At 65.5% G+C, this 20,355-nt stretch carries 22 protein-coding genes and 1 pseudogene; 10 read left to right on the top strand and 13 right to left on the bottom strand.

The features are described from left to right. Positions 1-16: 16 nt before the first annotated feature. Genes EWU68_RS00950 through EWU68_RS00940 form a run of 3 tightly spaced genes read right to left on the bottom strand, consistent with a single transcriptional unit; the run spans position 17 to position 2,608 of the window. Complete coding sequence (locus tag EWU68_RS00950; protein ID WP_129314008.1) at positions 17-1,252, bottom strand: trans-sulfuration enzyme family protein; 1,236 nt, start codon at positions 1,250-1,252, stop codon at positions 17-19. Further along, on the bottom strand, positions 1,249-2,010 hold the full coding sequence (locus EWU68_RS00945) for a B3/B4 domain-containing protein (protein ID WP_129314007.1): 762 nt from the start codon (positions 2,008-2,010) through the stop codon (positions 1,249-1,251). The genes EWU68_RS00950 and EWU68_RS00945 overlap by 4 nt, the downstream gene beginning before the upstream one ends. Next, on the bottom strand, positions 2,003-2,608 hold the full coding sequence (locus tag EWU68_RS00940; RefSeq protein ID WP_129314006.1) for a helix-turn-helix domain-containing protein: 606 nt from the start codon (positions 2,606-2,608) through the stop codon (positions 2,003-2,005). The genes EWU68_RS00945 and EWU68_RS00940 overlap by 8 nt, the downstream gene beginning before the upstream one ends. Before the next feature lie 453 nt (positions 2,609-3,061). On the opposite strand from EWU68_RS00940, the gene EWU68_RS00935 reads away from it, so the two are divergent. After that, positions 3,062-3,523, top strand: coding sequence for a P-loop nucleotide/nucleoside kinase family protein (locus EWU68_RS00935; RefSeq protein WP_238692237.1), 462 nt, complete (start codon positions 3,062-3,064; stop codon positions 3,521-3,523). Positions 3,524-4,225: 702 nt separating this feature from the next. Here the strand turns inward: EWU68_RS00935 and EWU68_RS00930 are convergent. Then, a complete protein-coding gene (locus EWU68_RS00930; RefSeq protein ID WP_202976667.1) occupies positions 4,226-4,903 on the bottom strand; it encodes a hypothetical protein in 678 nt (225 codons plus the stop codon). A 90-nt stretch (positions 4,904-4,993) separates the two neighbouring features. Here EWU68_RS00930 and EWU68_RS00925 point away from each other — a divergent pair, with 90 nt between their 5' ends. Then, positions 4,994-5,602 (top strand): TetR/AcrR family transcriptional regulator, encoded by a 609-nt coding sequence (locus EWU68_RS00925; RefSeq protein ID WP_129314004.1) that lies wholly within the window; start codon positions 4,994-4,996, stop codon positions 5,600-5,602. Positions 5,603-5,682: 80 nt separating this feature from the next. Here EWU68_RS00925 and EWU68_RS00920 read toward each other — a convergent pair whose 3' ends face one another. Next, positions 5,683-6,294 carry a TetR/AcrR family transcriptional regulator gene (locus EWU68_RS00920; protein WP_129314003.1) on the bottom strand — a complete coding sequence of 204 codons (612 nt, stop codon included), beginning with the start codon at positions 6,292-6,294 and terminating at the stop codon, positions 5,683-5,685. Positions 6,295-6,368: 74 nt separating this feature from the next. On the opposite strand from EWU68_RS00920, the gene EWU68_RS00915 reads away from it, so the two are divergent. After that, a complete protein-coding gene (locus tag EWU68_RS00915; protein WP_129314002.1) occupies positions 6,369-6,788 on the top strand; it encodes a VOC family protein in 420 nt (139 codons plus the stop codon). Between the two features lie 228 nt (positions 6,789-7,016). Here the strand turns inward: EWU68_RS00915 and EWU68_RS00910 are convergent, their stop codons facing one another. Next, the gene (locus EWU68_RS00910) at positions 7,017-9,383 is read right to left on the bottom strand and encodes an MMPL family transporter (protein ID WP_129314001.1); all 2,367 of its coding nucleotides are present in this window, start codon (positions 9,381-9,383) and stop codon (positions 7,017-7,019) included. 64 nt (positions 9,384-9,447) lie between these two features. After that, positions 9,448-10,413, bottom strand: a complete 966-nt coding sequence (locus EWU68_RS00905; protein WP_238692236.1) for a ketopantoate reductase family protein — start codon at positions 10,411-10,413, stop codon at positions 9,448-9,450. A 65-nt stretch (positions 10,414-10,478) separates the two neighbouring features. Here EWU68_RS00905 and EWU68_RS00900 point away from each other — a divergent pair, with 65 nt between their 5' ends. The 3 genes and pseudogenes from EWU68_RS00900 (at position 10,479) to EWU68_RS13100 (ending at position 11,935) form a co-directional block, all read left to right on the top strand. Further along, positions 10,479-11,042 (top strand): TetR/AcrR family transcriptional regulator, encoded by a 564-nt coding sequence (locus EWU68_RS00900; RefSeq protein WP_129314000.1) that lies wholly within the window; start codon positions 10,479-10,481, stop codon positions 11,040-11,042. 186 nt (positions 11,043-11,228) lie between these two features. Further along, positions 11,229-11,450 (top strand): annotated as a pseudogene (locus EWU68_RS13490) (hypothetical protein); the annotation flags it as partial. A gap of 155 nt (positions 11,451-11,605) precedes the next feature. Beyond that, positions 11,606-11,935 carry a GNAT family N-acetyltransferase gene (locus EWU68_RS13100; protein WP_338049668.1) on the top strand — a complete coding sequence of 110 codons (330 nt, stop codon included), beginning with the start codon at positions 11,606-11,608 and terminating at the stop codon, positions 11,933-11,935. Between the two features lie 380 nt (positions 11,936-12,315). On the opposite strand, the gene EWU68_RS00890 is transcribed toward EWU68_RS13100, so the two are convergent. Continuing rightward, positions 12,316-13,266: an SDR family oxidoreductase gene (locus tag EWU68_RS00890; RefSeq protein ID WP_129313998.1), complete on the bottom strand. Its 951-nt coding sequence runs from the start codon at positions 13,264-13,266 to the stop codon at positions 12,316-12,318. Between the two features lie 37 nt (positions 13,267-13,303). Then, positions 13,304-14,059, bottom strand: a complete 756-nt coding sequence (locus EWU68_RS00885; protein ID WP_129313997.1) for an SDR family oxidoreductase — start codon at positions 14,057-14,059, stop codon at positions 13,304-13,306. A gap of 107 nt (positions 14,060-14,166) precedes the next feature. Here EWU68_RS00885 and EWU68_RS00880 point away from each other — a divergent pair, with 107 nt between their 5' ends. After that, positions 14,167-14,799: a TetR/AcrR family transcriptional regulator gene (locus EWU68_RS00880; protein ID WP_129313996.1), complete on the top strand. Its 633-nt coding sequence runs from the start codon at positions 14,167-14,169 to the stop codon at positions 14,797-14,799. A 24-nt stretch (positions 14,800-14,823) separates the two neighbouring features. On the opposite strand, the gene EWU68_RS00875 is transcribed toward EWU68_RS00880, so the two are convergent. Further along, on the bottom strand, positions 14,824-15,297 hold the full coding sequence (locus tag EWU68_RS00875; protein ID WP_129313995.1) for a nuclear transport factor 2 family protein: 474 nt from the start codon (positions 15,295-15,297) through the stop codon (positions 14,824-14,826). 107 nt (positions 15,298-15,404) lie between these two features. On the opposite strand from EWU68_RS00875, the gene EWU68_RS00870 reads away from it, so the two are divergent. After that, positions 15,405-16,016 carry a TetR/AcrR family transcriptional regulator gene (locus tag EWU68_RS00870; protein ID WP_129313994.1) on the top strand — a complete coding sequence of 204 codons (612 nt, stop codon included), beginning with the start codon at positions 15,405-15,407 and terminating at the stop codon, positions 16,014-16,016. On the opposite strand, the gene EWU68_RS00865 is transcribed toward EWU68_RS00870, so the two are convergent. Beyond that, complete coding sequence (locus tag EWU68_RS00865; protein WP_129313993.1) at positions 16,017-16,814, bottom strand: sulfite exporter TauE/SafE family protein; 798 nt, start codon at positions 16,812-16,814, stop codon at positions 16,017-16,019. A gap of 322 nt (positions 16,815-17,136) precedes the next feature. Further along, complete coding sequence (locus tag EWU68_RS00860) at positions 17,137-17,589, bottom strand: GNAT family N-acetyltransferase (protein WP_129313992.1); 453 nt, start codon at positions 17,587-17,589, stop codon at positions 17,137-17,139. A gap of 220 nt (positions 17,590-17,809) precedes the next feature. On the opposite strand from EWU68_RS00860, the gene EWU68_RS00855 reads away from it, so the two are divergent. Further along, a complete protein-coding gene (locus EWU68_RS00855; RefSeq protein WP_129313991.1) occupies positions 17,810-18,565 on the top strand; it encodes an AraC family transcriptional regulator in 756 nt (251 codons plus the stop codon). A gap of 66 nt (positions 18,566-18,631) precedes the next feature. Here the strand turns inward: EWU68_RS00855 and EWU68_RS00850 are convergent, their stop codons facing one another. Next, positions 18,632-19,252, bottom strand: a complete 621-nt coding sequence (locus EWU68_RS00850; RefSeq protein ID WP_129313990.1) for a TetR/AcrR family transcriptional regulator — start codon at positions 19,250-19,252, stop codon at positions 18,632-18,634. 146 nt (positions 19,253-19,398) lie between these two features. Here EWU68_RS00850 and EWU68_RS00845 point away from each other — a divergent pair, with 146 nt between their 5' ends. Continuing rightward, positions 19,399-20,163: a siderophore-interacting protein gene (locus EWU68_RS00845; protein WP_129313989.1), complete on the top strand. Its 765-nt coding sequence runs from the start codon at positions 19,399-19,401 to the stop codon at positions 20,161-20,163. The last annotated feature ends 192 nt before the right edge of the window (positions 20,164-20,355 follow it).

Raw genomic sequence — 20,355 nt, 5'->3', positions numbered from 1 at the left:
GGGCTGAGCGATAAGCTCAGGCGGCCGGCCCATAGACGGTGGTGAGGGCCGCGTCGAGGTCGGCGATCAGATCTTGTGAGGACTCCAGCCCGATGGCCAGGCGGATCAGGCCGTGCTCGCGGAAGGGCTGGCTGAAGCCGGCGGCGCGCTCGGGCGGGTACGCCTCGTAGGCGATGAGCGTCTCGTCGTGGCCGAGCGAGACCGCGGGGGTGATCAGGCGCAGATCCTCGATGAACCGGACCCGGTCCGCGGGGTCCCCGGCGAGGGTGAAGGAGACGACGCCGCCGTAGCCGCCGGACAGCTGTACCGAAGCCGCTGCGTGGTGGGGGTCACCCGTGAGCCCGGGGTAGGCGACGTGAGCGACGCGGGGATCCGCGGCCAGGAACTCGGCAACGGCCTGGGCGTTCTCGCAGTGGCGCTGCAGCCGCAGGGGCAGGGTGAGCGAGCCGCGCATGATCAGCCAGGCGTTGAACGGGGCGATTGCCCCACCGACGTGGTGCAGCGCCCCGTACTTGATCGCATCGACCAGCTCGCGGCTCCCAATCACCGCTCCGCCCATCGCGTCCCCGTGACCGTTGATGTACTTGGTGAGCGAATGGATCACGAGGTCGACCCCGTGTTCGAGCGGTCGCACCAGCGGCGGCGGGGTGAAGGTCGAGTCCACGGACAGGAGGGCGTCATGCTCGTGAGCAATTCGGGCGAGCACAGCGATGTCGGCGACCTTCGGGTCCGGGTTGCCGACGACTTCGGTGTGAATCAGCCGCGTGCTCGGACGGATGGCCGCTCTGACGGCGTCGGGGTCGGTGATGTCGACGAAGTCGACCTCTATGCCCATCTTCTCGGGCAGTAGCGAGCTGAACAGGTCGAAGGTGCCCCCGTAGAGGACGTCGGAGGCGATGACGTGGTCGCCCGGACTCAGGATCGTGAAGAGCGCACCGTGCAGAGCCGCCATCCCTGTGCTGAACACAGCGGCGGCCTCGCCGTGCTCGGCGCGGGCGAGCTTGTCCTGCAGGCCGAGCTGATTGGCTCCGGACTCTCGGGTGTAGACCAACAGGTCGGGGTCGCCCTCGGCCAAGCCGGCCGGGTCGGCGGGCAGGCGGTAGGAGTTCGCCATCACGATCGGGGTGCGGATCGCGCCGGTGGTCTCGTCGGTGCGGTTGCCGCCGTGAACGGCCCAGGTGTCCCCAGTCAGTGTCGCATGGTCGTGCTTATCAGGCCTTGGGCCGGCCGGTGACGGATACTCGGTGTTCATGAGTCTGCTCCTGAGGTCAGCGGGCGAGGGACGTCCAGGCACGGCGTCCCGAGAAGTCGGCTCGCGGCCCGGACGCCGGGGCCGAGGTCCGAGAGCGCGTCGACCAACGCGTCAGCGGCAGCGAGCACCTGCGCATCAGGGACCGGCGCAAGGGCGTCGAAGATGAAGAACGCGCTCCGGGTGCCGTCGGTGAGTCCGGTCCGACGGCCCTGCCGCCAGTTCCAGCGCCGGCACGTCACCCCGGCGTCGTCGCGCCAGACGACCTCACCGGGCTCCGGATGCTCGATGACCGTCTCCCCGCCCGCGGTCGTATCGAAGGGCTCGTCACCGATCGCGCGGACGAGACGGGCGTGGCCCTCGTAGAGATCGAAATCCTCACCGCCGAGCGGGATCTGATGGAGGACCGAGATCGCGTTATAGGTGTCGGTGAGCGCGTTGATCCGCGGCAGGCCCTTCTTCGCGCGCCGGGTGAGCGCCTCGACGCTGTTACGGGTGCGCTGCGGCTTCGCGCCGAACACCCGATACGCCTCTCGCCAGGCCGCGATGTGGTCCAGCTCGTCCACCGGCGAGTGCGCGAGGAGCTCTCGCGCACGAGCCTCAGCACGGTCGATCAGCTCGTCGGCCGCCGATGACGACGTCCGGGGCTCGAGCCCACTCACCACGACGAGGAGGGCGCGATAATCCGGGCGCAGCTCAAGCACTGCAGGGGCAATCTCGCATGAAGCGAGGAAGGCATCGGGGGTCTGAGTCTCAGTCATCGACGGCCTCCGTTCGACGAGCGCGGCCCACTCCCGGCTCATGGACGCAGAGCGCGAACCTGGCAGGGGCATCGTTCGGGTTGGAATAGGAGTGCTCGGCATCGCCGTGGAACGCCAGCGCGTCGCCGACCGCGAGCACATGGGACCGCCCGTCGGCCTCGACCGTGACCGTGCCCTCCAGGACTTGGAGGAGTTCGCGGGTGCCCTCGGCATGGGCCCCGCTCTCATGGCGGTCACCGGGACCGAGCGTCCAGTCCCACAGCTCGACGACGTCCGGTGGCCGAGTTCCGGCCACGAGCACGCCGCACCCGCCATGCTCGCCTGTCCACAGGGCCGCACCCTGGCCGGCGCGGGTCACTTTCGCCTCCGTCGGAGCTGGGGGCTCGACGAGTGCAGGAAGCCCCACGCCGAGGGCGTCAGAGAGCCGCAGGAGCGTTCCCACGCTCGGGTTGACCGAGCCCTGCTCGACGCTGACCACCATGCGCCTGCTCACGCCGGCATACTCGGCAAGCCGGTCGAGCGTCCAGCCGTGGGCAGCTCGCTCCTGCTTCACCCTCGCGCCGATGGCGCGGGCCAAGCCCTCTGCGTTCACATCCATGAGTGCATCATACTGCACTACTAGGGCAACAACGGTGTCCATTTGCCATCTTCCCGATCTTTGTGAGCATCGGGGGCAACCTAGACAGCCGCGCAACACCTGCCGAGTCACCGCGCTTCATGACGATTGGCCGCCCCTTGACGTCGGGCGCGGGGCGCGCACTGGTGACAGTCCTCCGATGTACGCCCGGAGACGGAGATCCTGCATGCCGTCGGTCTCGCGACTGACGCCAGGGGCGGCGGTTTCACGATGGAGTACGTCATGCTCGCGACCGTCGGCAATCAGGCATGTGGATCCAAGGCACGACCACGAACCCGTTGCGTGTCGACGTCGGCACTCCCGAGTCAACTAATCTGGTGCCGAGTGCTCTCGATGCCGCAGTCGCGTCATATTCGTGTCGACTCTGAGAGCACAAAGCCTGGGAGGCTGCGCGGGACCACAGGAGGAGTATCTGTGACCAGGGTCATCTTCATGTGCGGTCCGGCCGGTTCGGGAAAGTCGACCGTCGCTCGCCGGCTCGAAGAGGGCGGCATGGCGCGGCTGTCCTTCGATCAGGAAGCATGGCGTCGCAGCATCCGGTCGATGCCGTTGCCGACGGATCTCCACCAAGAGATCGAGGCCGAGCTCCGCACCCGGCTGAGCCGCCTCGTCACCACGGGGGTGGATGTTGTCCTGGACTTCTCGTTCTGGTCGCGGCGGGAACGCGAGAAGTGGCGCAGCCTGGTCAGATCGCTTGGTGTCGAGCCGGAGACGATCTATCTCGACACGCCCCGCGCGACCGTGCTCGAAAGGGTGGCCGCTCGCCGGACCGATCAGCCGGACGCGTATCAACTCGAGCCTGAGCTCGCGGCCTCCTACTTCGATCACTTCGAACCGCCCAGCGCCGACGAAGGTCCACTGACCGTCATCTCATGATCCGAAGCGCGGTCAAATCAATCATGGATGGCGCGGCCCCACCTGCCGCGAGCAACCGTCTGGCGATGCCGAACCTCAACCGAATGCCGCCGAGACCTGATGCGGTGGTCCGGTTCATCAGCAATTGACCCAAGGAAGGCGACCTTCAGCCGAGCTGGCTGCTCCTGCGTCGCGGCCATGGTCCTTCTCCCGGACGAGCAAGCCGACGGGATAGACGGTCAGAGCGATCATCCGAAATCACTGTGCCTCTCGATTCGAGGAAGCGCCCGACCAGAGTCGCTACTCGCGAACGTCGGGAATGGCCGTGTCTGTGTCAGTCGCTCCGAGACGCTCTAGACTCGGCCAGCTTCTTCCGGGTTACGCACGAGGCTGAGCTCGCCCTATCAGCGATCATCCAACGCCCCAGACCCGGTGACAACATGACCCGGGTCATAAGAGAGACAGGGCAATACGCCATGCCAGGCCCACCGGGGTAACCAGAAAGGTAACGGGGAAGTCAATCTTGGACGCGTACATGCACTGGTCCTTTCGGCTCGCGAGCAGGGCCCCTCAAGCTTCACGCTCCCGTTACACCGGCCGCCGTGGGCCAACCGATCGCGGCGGTGTCGAACTGATCGTGTTCTGATGAAGTGTCGAGCTACCGGCCTGCGACCGCAGAAGTCCGGAAGGAGAGTCGCGGGACCGATGCACTCGCGCCTCCGCCTACGCGAGGGATGCTGCGGCGTTCCTGATCCAGCTGCGGAACTCGATGGCGAGATGTTCGCAGTGGCCCTCGATGAGCGCATCCGGCGCTGCGGCTGGGTAGACCACTCGCACGACGACGTCGGCACCGTCGTCCGTGTCACGAGCCTGGTGAACGCAGTAGGCGAAAGGGGTTCCGTCGTCCAGGCTGAGGAGTGCGTTCATCAAGGTGATCGGGTACTCGGGCTGCCGGAACACAGCCACCTGAGGCGGGAGTTCGCGGGCGACAGAGACCTTGAATCTGGTGAGGTATCCGCCGATCGTCTCGACCATGCCGCCTCGGTACGCTGGTGGCTCGACGTAGTGCTCCGGATGAGCGTTGAGCAGCAACGACTTGTCGCCGAACTCGCCGGACCCGGCCTGAGCCTGGAACCAGGTCGCCAGTTGCGTTCCGGTCAGACCGCGCACGGTGAACTCCGTGCGCGACTCTCGAAACCTGCCGCCTGACTCCTCGATGATGCTCTTCTGGTAGCGGTCACCCTCGGCGACCTGCTCCGCGATCAGATCCATCATGATCTGTCCGCCCGCGATCGTCTTCAGATTGCGCAGCGCCCTGCGGGAAGCCGCCAGCTCCCACTGGTCGACGGCGGTTTCGTCGAACTCGCGCCCCATCGTCTTCACGACGACTGTTGCCTTCATCTCCATAGCGATTCCTCTCCGCTTCTCCGACTCGCGAAGTGACAGCCACCTCGCGAGTTCTTCGTGAACATACCATGTTAAGGTACATTCATGCACCTTAACGAACAAGAGTCTCAGCCCGTTCGACGACGACGTGGAGAGACCCTCCGGTCCGCGATCCTGTCGGCAGCGTGGGAAGAGCTACTCGCGCGAGGGTATGACGGGTTCAGATTGTCGGAAGTCGCTCGGCGAGCCGGAACAAGCCGGCCCGGCCTGAACCGGCACTGGGACAAGAAGACCGACCTGGTGAGGGATGCCATCCACTACGCGAGCGATCGGTTCCTGCTCGCCGACCCTGACACCGGAACCCTCCGCGAGGACATCATCGGGCTGATGGTGCAGCTCAATGAATCTTTCGCGATGTTCGCCGCCTCATTAACCGCAGAGCTGTCCGCGTACTATGGCGCGACAGGGACAAGCCCGGCCCAACTACGGCTTGGATTGGTCGAAAAGCGGTGGTCGATCATCGAAGGTGTGCTATCGCGGGCGGTGGGCCGAGGCGAGATCGATCCCGATCGACTGACGGAGCGCACAGCTCGTCTGCCATTCGACCTCCTTCGGCACGAAACGCTCATGACGCTGAAGCCGTTGCCGCGCGAAGACATCGCCGCCATCGTCGATCAGATCTTCCTTCCGCTCGTGCTGCCGAGTACTGCCTGACTAACCGTATTGTCGTTGGACACCATCCGATCCGGAGCCATTCCGATTGAAGTGCCCGTCTCGATACAACGTCGCCGAGATTAGTCGGATCCTTGTGCGCCGCGGATTGCTCGAGTCGTGACCGCATCGATGAACGCAGCATCGAACGGTTCGCGGGAGAACCACCGACGGTAGAAGACTGGGCCTAGAACGGTAGAGGCGAGCAGTGCCGTATCGGTTTCGGCAGGAAGCTCGCCGCGACCGATCGCGCGTTCGGCGATCTGACTCACCAGGGACGCGTGCCCCTTTTGTATCTGCGCATGCATATCGGCGAACGCGGCATTGCGTTCCGCCGCATCGACAATCGAAGGCAGCACAGCAGCCCATCCCGCTTGCTCCACCATGCGCACGAGATCGGCGACGAACGTCCTGAGGTCGCCATGAAGAGTCCCGGTGTCGGGGAGGTCGTAGCGATCATCGAGACCTGCACACGCATCGAGCACGAGGGCTTCTCGGGTCGGCCAATGCCGATAGATCGTAGTCTTCGCCACGCCAGACCTGCGCGCAACCTCGTCGACGCTGAACCCGCCGACCCCAGTCGATTCCAGCAGGTCCGTTGCCGCGGCAAGGACGGTCGCACGCGAGCGCTGAGTCCGCGCGTCGATCCTGGAGCCCGTACCAGCTGATGGGTCGGCCTGGCGCTGAGTAGGCATGAGTCGTCCTTTCCACGTTTCGCTACGATACTGTAGCGTAGCGTTGAACGCTGTAGTAGTGAAGGGAAACACTCATGGAACTCGCCTCCGTACGCATCATCACTGACGACCTCGACGAAATGGTCGGCTTCTACGAGCTCGTGACGGGCATCTGCGCTCAACGCCCCGCACCTGTCTTCGCCGAGCTGGTGACCCCGCTGGCGACTCTCGCGATCGGACACTCCAGCACCGTGCCACTGTTCGGCGAAGGTGTCGCTGAACCTCGCGCCAACCGCACCGCGATCATCGAGCTTCGTGTCGCTGATGTCGATGCCGTGCACCGTCGCCTTCAGGACCAGGTCGACTCCTGGGTGCAAGTACCTACCGACATGCCGTGGGGAAACCGCTCCGCACTGCTGCGCGACCCGGACGGGAACCTCGTCAACCTCTTCACCCCCGTCTCTGCCGAAGCGCGCGCCCGCTTCGCAGACCGAAACACCAGCACAAGGTCCTGACGCATAGTCAAAGAGGATGACTGCCTAGCGACGGACATGGCGGAATCGACGGACGAATACAGACCTCTGCGGGCCTGAGCACCTTCGACCACCGCTCCAAGTCCGCCCCGCTCCGAGCAAAGGAACGTACATGGCCCACCCGCAGCACATCGTCGATGCGCTCGATGCCCACTCCGATCAGGAGGCTTGATCGGTGTCCGCCAATGACCAGAATGGGTGGAGCGTTGTCTACGCCTTCGTGTACGTCAGTCGCTCCTGTGACGCACGAGATCTGACGTGGTGTTCGACGTGGGATTCGAGTGCACGGCCTTCCATGTCGACGTTGGGCGTCAGCCGATCGAGCCACTTCGGGAACCACCAAGCGCGCTCACCGAGCAGGTGCATGACGGCGGGGATCAGGAGCATCCGGACGACGAACGCATCGAGGAGAACGCCGAACGAGAGCCCGAATCCGATGAGTCTCACGGTGGATGTATCGGAGAAGATGAATCCCGCGAAGACGGAGATCATGATGGCGGCGGCGGCGATCACGACGGCTCGACCCGCGTGCACTCCGCGTTGGACGGCGACGCGCGCACTTGCCCCACGAGCATGAGCTTCATGCATGCCCGTCACGAGGAAGAGCTGGTAGTCCATGGCGAGACCGAAGAGTATCCCGATGAGGATGATCGGCAGGAAGCTGATGATCGGGCCCGGGTTGTGCACTCCGAACAGCTCCCCGAGCCACCCGAACTGGTAGATCGCGGTCAGGCTGCCGAGTGTCGCGAGAAGAGAGAGCACGAAGCCGACGGTCGCGATGATCGGCACGAGGACAGAGCGGAACGCGAGGATCAGAATGAGAAGGGAGAGCCCGATCACCACGGCGAGATAGATCGGCAGGACAGTCGCGATCTTCTGAGTGATGTCGATGTTCGCACTCGCGTTGCCGGCGACTCCGAGCGTGGCGTCTCCGTCGCCTGTCGTGATGGTCTGCTCGCGGAGATCGGTGACGAGTCGCTCCGTCGCGGGGCTGTCGGGGCCACTGCGGGGCGTGACCTGGAAGGCGATGATGTCGCGGTCCGCAGAGGTACCAACGGGAAGAACCGCGGCAACGTCTGAGTGGCGCGAGAGTGCCTGGCCGATCTCGACCGAGGAACTTGTCACCTCGTCATCAGTAATCGGTTCGGGGAGGTTCGCAACGACGAGCAGCGGGCCGTTCTGCCCTGCACCGAACTCGTCGGAGATGGTGCTGTAGGCGAGGTACTGCGTGGAGTCGGGAGCTTCGGCGCTGCCCGTGGGCAGACCGAGACGCATCTGGCTGGCAGGGATCGCCATCACGCCGAGCGCGATGACACCGACGATCACCGTCGTGATCGCGCGCCAGGTCGGCATCGGCGTATGGGGCACGCCCTGCGTGGCCGGGTGTCCGATGGTGCCGCGTTCGCTTCGGCTGAGGATGCGGAACCCGACGATCGAGAGGAGCGCAGGAGTGAACGAGGTGGCGATCGCGATCGCGACGACGACTGCGACGGCACCTACGGTGCCCATGAGGCCGAGCAGGGGGATCCCGGTGACGTTGAGCGCCAGGAGCGCGATGATGACGGTGGCACCCGCAAAGACGACGGCGTTTCCTGACGTGCCGTTGGCCAGACCGATGGACTGGATGAGTCCCATACCTCGCTTCAGTTGCGTGCGGTGTCGATTGATGATGAAGAGCGAGTAGTCGATGCCGACCGCCAGGCCGAGCATCATTCCGAGGATCGGTGTGAACGTCGTGAATTCGACGATGCCCGAGAATGACAGCGCCGCCAGGGACGCGACTCCGACGCCGAGGAATGCGGAGAGGAGCGGGAGCGTGATTCCGAGCAGCGTGCGGAGGATCAGGAAGAGCACGATCGCGGCAACGAGAATGCCGGCGATCTCGCCCGGCCCGATCAGCGACGGGCTGCTCTGGGCGAGGTTATCGGACACATAGACGTGGACACCGTCGATCGCGGCATGCTCCGCTCGGTCAGCGATCGTCGTCTTGGTCTCCTCAGGCACCTCGTCGGTGTTCTTCGTGAACGTGACGGTTCCGATCGCAGCGGATCCGCTCTCCGACACGAACCGCGCGTCTTCGGACAGCTCCAGCAGCGCGGCCGCCTGCTCCAGCTCGGCGGCTTGTCGGTCCAGCTCCTCCTGCTGCGCCGCTTGTCCGGGCGCGATCTGGGCACGGGCGGCCTCGAGCTGAGCTCTGCCGTCGTCGATCTGCTGGCGCTGGAGATCGAGCTCTTGCTGTGTGTCGAACCCGTCTACGGTCCCCTTCACCTCGGGGATGTCGCTGAGGTCAGACAGGAATGCTCCCACTTCCTCCCTCTGCTGATCGCTGAACTCCGTTCCATCGTCGGTAGCGAACACGATCGTTCCCGTGCCGCCCTGAGCGGCCGGGAACTTCTCTTTGAGCTCTGCCTGCACCTTGTCGGTCTGCGTTCCCGGGATCGAGAACGCCGATGACACTGCGCCGGAGAATGCGGTGAAGGTCACGGCGGAAGCGCCGAGGATGACGAGCCAGGCGATGATGACGAGCCAGCGACGGCGAGCGGAGAACTGACCGAGTCGAAAGAGCAGAGAAGCCACGCGAGCGTCTCCTTTCCAGGTGAGAGGTGATGGCGAGACGGCTGAGTCAGTTGCTCGGGCCGCGTCAGAAGTCCGCAGCCGCGGCCGCCAGCCGTGGGGTCGGAACGCCGAGGCGCTGCGCCTCGGACAGGACGTCGCGGTACACGGCCCGAGGCTCTTCCGCGGCGGGGTCGTCGTGCGTCTCGAAGGCACGCCGTACGAAGGGAACCTTCGAGTTCGCCAGCGCGAAAGCTCCCGCGACCAGCCACGACGGCAGTCGGAACGCCAGCGTCGACGACAGATGGCGGCGCAGATCGACGCCGCGAGCCGCGACCACCGGGAGCAGCTCGCGGCCGACCAGCATCGCCTCGCGCAGGGCCGCGGTATTGCCGATCAGATCGGCCATGGAACCGTGCCGGAGCGCCTGGGAGTACAGGCTCGCGTCGGTGGCCGTATGGAGGAAGTACCAGCCGCGGATGTCCGGCTGCTCGCGCACGCGGATTCCCGCCTGGCTGAACGCCTCGCGCACCGCGAGCTCGCGATCCGTCTGGCTCGCGCCGACACGTCCGAGAACGACGGTGGAGAGCAGCGTCGCGCGAAGCCGTCCGGTCGCGTCGAATCCGCCGCCGGCGGGCGGAATCCCCCAGACCACCTGCTCACGCGGCAGCGGGGCGATGATGTCGAGCGGCTCGTCCCACATGTTGCTCAGCATCACGAGCGTCGCCTCGCCCAGTCGCGTCGAGAGGAAGTCGACCGCGGCGGGAAGGCGGTGGTGGGGAAGGCTCACCACGATGAGGTCGAAGTCGTGCTCCTCCGGGAGGTCCTCGCGGTATCGCGGCGACCATGTCTCCCGGACGTGCTGATCCCGCCGCCGCCGACGACGAGAATCCTGGATGTCGACGGTCATCTCGTCGCCGTAGAGCTCCGCACGCCCCGGGCGTACGTAGAACTCGACGTCGTGTCCTGCGCCCACCAGCGCCCAGCCGGTGACGGAGGCGATGACGCCACGTCCGAACATCAGTATCCGCATACGACCTCGCTGCGTTAGCATTAACCGGGGGCCTTCCCCGCTTAGAAGATACGGAGACTCCCTCCGCTTGTCAATCCGAGGTGACGATGACCCAGCCCAAGCCCCTCCGCGCCGACGCGCAGCGCAACCGCGACGCGATCGTGCGCGCTGCGCGCGAGATCTTCTCCGAGGAGCAGAAGGAGGTGCCGTTCGAGGACGTCGCGCGACGGGCCGGCGTCGGTGCGGGCACGCTCTACCGCCACTTCCCGAACCGCGACGCTCTGCTCGCCGCCGTGTTCGAGGGCGAGGTCGCCGCGCTCCGCGGCCGCGCGGATCAGCTCATGGAGACCCTGCCGCCCGGCGATGCCCTGGGAGCGTTCCTCCGCGAGATGGTCGACCACATGTATTCGCAGCGCGGTCTTGCCCGAACGCTGTTCGCTGCATCCGAGTCGGCGGGAGGCGCACTCTCCGACGAGGGGCAGGTGCTCGAAGACGCGGTCACTGGGATGCTGAGCCGGGGCATCGAACAGGGGCACCTTCGAGACGACGTCCCCGCGGGCGCGGTGATGCTCGCGCTCCACGGCATCGCCGTGGCGGCGGTGCACTCCGAGCGGCGTCAGGAGGCCGATGGCGTGATCGAGCTCATGATCGACGGACTGCGGCGCAGCTGAAGGCGCGCGCGGTCCGGCGCGTCCGCCGAGGTCGACGGACGGTCGCGCGAGTGCGGGGCGCGGCTTCGAGGAGCCACGTCATGAGTTAACATATGCGTTGTCGAAAAGGCTTGAGTGGTTTGGCCGAGGGGTGGTCCAAGCCGTTGCAACCACGAGCCACGCTTTGCGTCCGCGGCACTACCGACGATGGTCGGGGTGTGCGCGCGTGCCGCTCCACCGTCAAAAGGAGCGATAATGCGAGCTGTTTTGGTGTCAGAGTTCGGCGGGCCTGAGGTTCTCCATATGGAGGACGTACCGATTCCGGAACCTGGTGATGGCCAGATCAGAGTCAGAACCGTGGCGGCCGGGGTGAATCCGATGGACGGCAAGATCCGGTCGGGTGCGGCATTCTTTCCGGTCACGCTGCCGGTCGTTCTGGGGCGGGAGTTCGCCGGCGTCGTAGATGTTCTGGGTGCCCACATGGCCCACATTCACGCTTTCACAGCCGATGACTCCGACGCCGTTGTGGCTCTTTGGACCGAGGCCGGGCTCACGCGGCCATGGAACGATCCAGTGAAGGACGTTTGGCGAAAGACGACGACGCAGCCGGAGATGTTCCTGATCGCCAAGGACGACGAGGGGCACGTGGTCGGCAGCGCTCTGGCTGGCTACGTCGGCCACAGGGGTGGATCCACTATCTCGCCGTCGCCGCCTCCCATCGCGGGACAGGACTCGGCACGGAGCTCGTCCGCCGCGCCGAATCCATGCTCGCTGCCCTGGGCTGCCCCAAGGTCCAGCTCCAAGTGCGCCCCGAGAACACAAGCGTTATCGAGTTCTACGAGAGGCTGGGCTACGCGACCTACCAGGCTGTGAGCATGGGCAAGCGGTTGGAGTCCGACGAGATCGATCTCTGAACTGCAGCATCCTCCACCTCAGAGGTCTCGCACGCCGCCGAGACTGGATTCCGTGTAGACGGTTTGCCTCAGTTCGGGGCCCGAGGGCATCGATCACCTAGTGAGCGCGACAGTGGCCGCGGTGACGACGAGCTACACCAGATACGCCCAACTATGCACCGCCTCCGGGATCCGCGGGAATCGCCTGCGCAGGACGACGATGACCGGAACTGCTTCATCAGCGGTTGCCCCACGGAAGGCGACCTTTAGCCGAGCTGGATGTTCCTGCGTCGCGGCCAAAGTCCTCCTCCCGGATGAGCAAGCCGACAGGGTCGACGACCAGAGCGGTCATCCGGAATCGCTGTTGCCTCTCGACTCGAGGATGCGCCCGATCGACGTCGCTACTCGCGAACGTCGGGAATGGCAGTCTGTGTCAGTCGCTCCGAGACGCTCCAGACACGGCCGGCTTCTTCCGGGTTGCGCAGACGGGAGTAGACGGACTGCTCTCCGGGCGGGCCTCCCAGGTGTCGGAATCCGGTCGGCCCGTAGAGCTTCCCGCCGGCAGGTTCGGGCACGGTGGCCGCCATCAGGGCGGGCAGTTTCGCCGTCTCGACGGTGCCGAAGAGGATGCCTCGCGCGGACAGTGTCGTGATGACTCGGCGCAGCGGTGTTTGTCGCGTTCGGCCCACCTCAGGCCGCGCTGCCAGGAGATTGGTCGGGGCGACGCCTGGGTGGGAGAGGTTGCTGGTGATGCCCCAACCTGATTCGCGGCTGCGCCGGTCGAGCTCGAGCCCGAACAGTCCGAGCGCAATCTTTGACTGGCTGTAGGCGGCCCGGCCGTGGTAGTTGCGGTCCCAGTTGAGGTCGTCCCAGTTGATGGCGTGCTGGTCGGCGGCGATACTGATCTGCGAAGTGACGCGGGCCCGTCCGGTGCGCAGCAGCGGGAACAGGTGCGCGACGAGGGCGAAGTGGCCGAGGTGGTTGGTTCCGAACTGCAGCTCGAAGCCGTCGGCAGTGGCCTGCCGGTCCGGTGGCGTCATGACGCCGGCGTTGTTGATGAGGATGTCGATCGGGTCTCCCTGCTGTGTCATCTCTTGCCCGAAGGCGGCGACGGAGTCCAGGGAGGACAGGTCGAGCGAGTGCAGGGTCACATCGGCGTTCGGGACGTGTTCCCGGATCGTCGCGAGCGCCGCGTCTCCCTTGCGCGGGTTGCGCACGGGGAGTGCGACCTGCGCCCCGGCGGAGGCGAGCCGGGTCGCGATGCCCAGGCCCATGCCGTCGCTGGCCCCGGTGACGACAGCGCGCTTTCCGCGCAGGTCGGGGATGGTGATGTCGATGTTCTCGCGTGCCACGTGCGCTCCGTTCGTGAGGAGGTCGGAATTCGGTCGGTCAGGCGGGTGCGCCGCCGCTGACGAGGAGGTGCTGGCCGCTGATCCAGCGGGAAAGGGGCCCTGCGAAGTATTCGGCGGCGTCGGCGACGTCATCGACGGTGCCGAATCTCCCCTCGATGGGCCGACCCTGCTTCAGGAGGGCGCGCATCGGGTGGTCGTCGGGTACTTCGGTGAACACACCTGCGCCTTCGATGGCGGTCGGGATGATCGAGTTCACGGTGATACCGCGCGCCCCCACCTCCAGAGCGAGGACCTCGACGGCGTAGCGAGCGGCCATCTTGCTCGCCCCGTACAGGCCCACCCCGGGCTGCACCATCGCCGTGGTGCTGGAGCCGACGTTGATGATCCGGCCGTGATCGGCAACATGACGGGCGGCCTTCTGCAGGGTGAAGAAGGTGCCCTTGGCGTTGGTCGCGAACAGACGGTCGAACTGCTCCTCTGTCGCTTCGAGGATCGGCTGGTCGACGATCTCCACACCCGCGTTGGCCACGACGATGTCGAGCGTGCCGAACGCCGCGATGGACTCTTCGAACAGCCGGTCCAGCGCACCAAGGTCGGATACGTCGGCACGGATGGCGATCGCCTCCCCGCCGAGCGCCTCGATCTCCTTGACGACGGCAGACGCCGCCTCCTCGCTGCTGGCGTAGTTGACGACGACTCGTGCCCCGAGCGACGCGTATCGCAGCGCGATGGCGCGCCCGATTCCCCGCGCCGAGCCGGTGACCAGAGCGGACTTGCCGTGCAGATCAGTCATGAGGACCCTTTCACGTATCGCGGCCGCGGTGTGCGAGCACGTATCATCAGAATAATCCGGCAGGCGTCGGATTACTAGTCTGAGTATTGATCGAACGGAGGAGCTTGATGACTCGTTCAGTGCGCCGCGGCCCGGGCCGACCGACCAAGACCGACCCTGTGCTCGAGCCGGAGACCGTCTTGCAACACGCCCTGGAGGCGTTCGCCGACCAGGGATACGAGGCGGTGTCCGTGCGCCGCCTCAGCACCGAGCTCGGCATGGGGCACACGTTCATCTCCGACCGGTACGGCTCGAAGGAGGGCCTCTGGAAGCACGTGGTCGAGTACGCGATGGGACCGTGGCTCGAGGTAATCACGGTCGAGCTGGAGCAGGACGGCAGGGACGACCTCGAGCGTCTCGTCGGCGCGATCCGCGCCCTGCATCGGGCGGCATCGGAGTCGGCCCACTTCGCTCGGCTGATCGACCAGGAGGCCCGGATCGATTCGCCACGGCTGGCGCATCTGCATGAGCTGCTCGCTCCGATGAACGACACCATCAAGTCGCTCTTCGAGCGCCTGGTGGACGACGGTCGGATTCGCCCGATGCCCTGGTACCTGTTCTATTTCCTGACCACCTCCCCCACGAGCCTCTACAGCCAACCTCCGTTGGCCAGGCTGATGGGACGATCCGACGATGCCGACGATCACGACCTCATGACCGACATTGTCCTGCACGGACTCCTCGCCGACGCCACCGAGTGACCTCACGATCGGTACCCCCGCCGGTCAGCTCTTGTCCGCGGGTTCTGCGTTTCCGGCGAGGAGATGCGCGTTCTCCTGGTAGACAGCGGTGAGCTTGACCCTGCTGAATCGCCATCCTTCATCTGTGCGGGTGGCCTCGTTGTCGTAGAAGCCGACGACCAGCCACCGGTTCGCCCGACCGTCAGCGACCTCATCCGGGACCCAGTGCTCGGCCTGCACGTGCGCGTGGGCGGTGGCGCGGTCTCCGTCGATCTCGATGACGTGACCGGTGATCGTGTGGTGCGTGGCGATGAACGGCGAGAACGATCCCTGCAGCACCTGAACGTACTCGGCCAGCGGGGCCTGCATCGGGGGCATGCCGGTCACGGATGCGAAGTCCAGCGTGAACGGGTCGGTGTGGACCAGCGGTGGCAGGTCATCGAAGTTCTTCGTGTCGGCGATGTCGGCGTAGCGACCGAAGAGTTCGATGATGTCGGCACGGTCTGCGTCATGAGACATGGGGGTGTTCCTTTCGTCGTGGTTGAACAGGCGCGAGGCCCTGCCACGAATGTAGCCACTGCCTACCTAAGTTGTCAATGTCTACTTTGGTGCTCTATCGTTGTGCCATGACGCGACAGGACGAACAGCGCCGCTACCACCACGGGGAGCTGCGCCAGGCATTGATGGAGGCCGCGGAGCGCAGCCTGCGCGAACGCGGACTGGCACAACTGTCGCTGCGCGACCTCGCCCGGGAAGTCGGCGTCAGCCACGCAGCGCCCCGTCGGCACTTCCCCGAACGCCAGGACCTCCTCGACGCCCTCGCCGAGACGGGCTTTACGCGCCTCGGAGCGACGATCCGCGATGCCATCGCCGACAGCGACGAAGATCTCGCGGCCCGAATCAGCAGAGCCTCGGTCGCCTTCGCACGCTTCGCGACCGAGAACCCAGCCCTCCTCGAACTGATGAACGCAGCCAAGCACGAACCCGACACGCCGCAGATCACCCGTGCCGCCGAGGAAGCCTTCGCTCCACTCGTCGAGCTGATCGAAGAAGGGCAGGCCATCCACGCGCTTCAAGCCGGGCCGGTCGATGAGATCGGGATGATCCTCTACGCGACCGTCAACGGCCTGGCCATCATGGTCAACAACGGGCTCCTCGACACCGACCGACTGGACGCGCTCGTCGAAGACGCAGTCGCTCAGTTCCTCCGCGGTGCCGCCCCCGTTCTGAGCAGTTGATCACCCGGTGAGCGCGACGGTAGTCGCGGCGACGACGAGCAACACCAGATACGCCCAACTATGCACCGCCTCCGGGATCCTCGGGGGTCGCCTGCGCAGGACGACGATGACCGGAACTGCTCCCGCCAACAGAGCGATGGCCGATGCCACGTCGACTGTTCCGATCAACCCGGAACCCGAGGCCACTCCCCCGCCGAACGCGAACGCCACCAGCATGGCCGGCGCGGCGATGGCGATCGTCAGAGGATTGGCCAGGGAGGTGGCTGTGCTCATCTCCATGCCGGACCGGCGCATCATGGGCACGGTCATCACGCTTCCCCCGACACCGAGGAACGACGCGATCGCTCCGACCGGGGCCCCGAGTGCGTCCGGCAGTCCACGACCCGCAGCCTCATCGGCGGGCCTCGCGGTCGCTCGTCGCGGGAGGAACCCAGGGCGAAGCAGAAGATCGACGACAGTGATGCCGATATAGGCGACGAATCCCCACCGCGGTACCGCGTCCGGGACGAACAGGGCCGCCGCTGAACCCGCTGCGCCGCCGACGGCGAGGAGAACGAACAGTGCTCGGCGACCACGGAGATGCTCCAAGATGCTGCGCCTCGTGGAGAGGGTCGCAATGATCGCGTTGACGACCATGACCAGCGCCGATGTCGCCACCGCGATTCGTATCGCATCGCCGCCCCTTGACGCGTCAACGAGCAGGATGATCGGGACGGTGACGAAACCACCGCCGAAGCCGAAGAGCACGGTGGTCACACCGACGGCGAGACCCACGAAGAACAGAACCAGGAGTGTCATGCCTCCATCTGACCGTGACACGCATGTGGCGGGCAATCGATTACGCATCAACTTCTTTTGAGTTTCGGCCATCATAACGATCGCGGGCCCAACGTGGACCTTCCGATCGACACACTGGAGCGGCGCTATCCGAGGGGACCATGCACTCCCGCCGCGTTCCCCGCCGCGCAGTTCGTGCGCGTCATGCTCGGCGAAGAATCTGAGGCGAGCTGCAACTCGTCGGTGGAACCCGGTATCGGCAACTGATCTGTCACCGACTACGCGGCCGACTTCTGGTCAAAGATCAGCGCACGGCACCTTGGCATGCCTGTCGCCGAGTGATCTAGAGAACCCGGGAGAAGTAGACGCGGTCGAAGCCGTCCTCGTGTCGCCGTTCGACAACCGTGAACCCACGTTTCGGGTAGTAGTCAAGGTTTTCGGTCATGGCCGCGTTTGTATAGAGGCGCAGCTCGGTCAGGCCGAGTTCGCGAGCTCGCTCTTCAGCGAACCCGAGGAGGGCAGTCCCGATGCCTTCGCGCTGCCGATCAGGATCGACCGCAATGTTCCCAATGTGCAGATAATCGTCGCGGGGTGAGAGAACGATGAGCCCGACGATGCAGCCATCGATCCGCGTCACATAGGCCTCGCCGTCAATGATCCGCTGCCTGTAGTTGTCCGTCATCGGTGCGGGCCGCTTGCCGATCCGGGGTACGTAGCCACGGTAGGCGCGATCGACGAGGTCGTGGATCGCCTTCTGGTCTCCGACGGACGCTTGGCTGACAGCTACTCCTTGCATCAAAGATCGACCTTCCGCTTCGGCTCTGACATGCGAAGCCTGCTGATCGGGACAACGACGAGACCATTGCCGGAACCGAACAGCACGATAATCAACCCCACGGCGAGATCGCGAAGAACAGGACCAGCAGCTTCATACCTCCATCTGAACACGCGACACCCACGGCAGGCAATCGAATCCGCACCACCTTCCTTCGAGTCTCAGCCATTATGATGACCGAGTGCACAACGTCAATCTGTCTGAGGTGGACCATCTGCCGATCGACGTGCTGCCGATCGGCACCGACTACGCACCCGGCCATCTGCTCCCGCGGCACTCTCACCGCCGCGCTCAGCTGCTGTATGGCGCGCGGGGCGTCATGCAGGTCGACACCGACGACGGGTCGTGGACTGTGCCCGCTCACCGGGCCGTGCTCATACCGGCCGGCACCACGCACGAGGTGGTCATGGACGCCGTGACGACGTGGAGCCTGTACATCGAACCTGACGCCGTACCCTGGTGGCCGACCCGATGCGTCGTCGCCGAGATCAGCCCGCTGCTTCGAGAGCTCTTGCGCACCGCGAACGCCTTCGCCGCGGACTACGATGCTGCGGGGCGCGACGGGGCAGTCATCGACCTCATCCTCCATGAGCTTCGCGGACTGACGCCCACACCGTTGTCGGTCTCTCTGCCACACGATGAGCCGTTCCGATCCTTGTGCCGTCGTTACCTGGCTGAACCCGACCTGGCGGTGTCGAACGCCGATTGGGCGCGAACGGCAGCAATGAGCCTGCGGACGTTCGACCGCCGGTTCCTCGCCCAGACAGGGACGAGCCCGGCGGCCTGGCGATCTCGAGCGCGTTTGCTCGCCGGCCTCCGGATGCTCCCGTCAGCGTCGGTCACCGAGGTAGCCGTCCGGCTCGGGTACTCGTCCCCGGCAGCATTTACCGCGGCGTTCACACGTGCGTTCGGGTCTCCCCCGACGCACTACGCGTGACTGAGTGATTCGATGCCAAGAGGCAGCATGGCGAGCGTTGTCGGCATTGCCGGGGCGAGCTCGTCGTTACCGATCGCCGCGCAGGTATCGAGTAACCATGGCGACTAGCTCCGTTTCGAGCCTTTCGACGTGGTCGGGGTGGAGGGTTGCCATGAGTTTGTGGGTGTTCATCTCTAAGGTTCCCACGACGAGTTCTGCGGCCATGTCGAGATCTTTCACCTGGACGTCGGGATGACGGGCGAACACCTCGCGCACCTGGCTCACCCGGGCTTTGCCGTGCCGGTCGATCGCTTCGATCAGGTCACTGGAGACAGGCGCTACCTCGATCATGATCTGCAGGAGCTGGGGGTCGTCGCGGTGATTGTCGATCGCGTCGCGCACCAGGGACCGGATGACGCCTTCGAGGCTGCCGGGAGTCATGTCCAGTTCTTCGGCTCCTGTCCATGAGCCGCGGTCGATGTGCCGGACCAGCAGCTCGGCGAGGATGGCGTCCTTGTTCGGGAAGTACTGGTACAGCGAGCCGATGGACATGCGGGCCCGTTCGGCGATGCGGTTGGTTGTGCCGGCCGCGTATCCGTACTCGGCGAAAACCTGAGCAGCTGCGGTGAGGACCCGCTCGCGGGTGAGTTCGGCGCGAACCTGCCGGGGCTTGCGACGTGGGGCGAGGCGGCGATCGCCGGGGGTCATCCGTTGTTCCTCCTGGCCGGTGAAAAGCGAGTAGCAAATAGCTGAGCTTTTACTCACAATAGTGTCATGAGCTATGAAAACACCAGAACCGACAACCTGCGAGTGTGGCGTTGAGCCCCCGGGTCCGCCTCCCACGAGAGCGCAAGATGCTCACCTTGGAGGTACGGCGCTGTCAGCCGGTCTCCGCCGGCTTCACCACACTCACCCTGGGTGGGCCTGGCATACGGCACCTCGTTCCAGGAGAAGCTGACCAGGCTGTGCGACTCTTCTTCCCACGCGAGGGGCAACATAAGCTGCAGATGCCGACCGCCTCGAACGAAGCGTGGATGGTTCAGGTCCTGCGGATGCCGAAAGCGACCCGTCCGTGGGTGCGCACTCTGACCGTCCGCAGCCTGCGCCCAGCCGAGCAGGAACTCGACATCGAGTTCGCTCTGCACGGCGACTCGCCCATGACCTCGTGGGTACGTCGGGTCCAGCCGGGAGACCCTGCCGGGATCTTCGATCTCGGTTCCATGTACGGTCCGCCTGAGCACACCCGAGGACGCCTACTGGCGGGTGACGAAACTGCGTTGCCAGCCATCTTGTCGATCCTAGACAGGGATCCGAACCCGTCGCCCACGGAAGTCTTCGTGGAGGTGGCGACCAAGCATGACATCCGCGCCGTTCCTACGCAGCCCGGCGTGCGTGTCCACTGGCTCAGCCGCGACAGCGAGAGTCTGCGTCCCGGCGTCCGCGCGCTGGAGGCGGTTGCTGGTGCCGAACTGCCCGAAGGCCCTCTCTATGCGTGGGTGGCTGGCGAGGCCAAGCTGGCCACTGGCATTCGGCGACACCTAGTCAACGACCGTGGCATACCCAAACGGGACGTCTCCTTCTACGGGTACTGGCGACTTGGCCGGTCCGCCCCCGGCTGAAAGGAAGCCACCCACTCCGGCCACGGCGAGCTCCACCCACCGTTCGCCTCGCTCGCCTCCCCGCTCCGGTCGCCGTCTTCGTCCTCGGCGTCTGAGCGCTGGGGTACGGTGGTAACCGCAAAGGCTTTAGCTCCTACCGTCTGGATGTGAGCGAGGCTGGCCCCCGGTGTAGCCACGGCAGCCGGCGGTTTG

Source organism: Rothia koreensis (assembly GCF_004136575.1).
Taxonomy (GTDB): domain Bacteria; phylum Actinomycetota; class Actinomycetes; order Actinomycetales; family Micrococcaceae; genus Rothia; species Rothia koreensis.
Note: the sequence above shows the minus strand (reverse complement) of the source record. Positions and strands in the feature narration are given on the sequence as shown.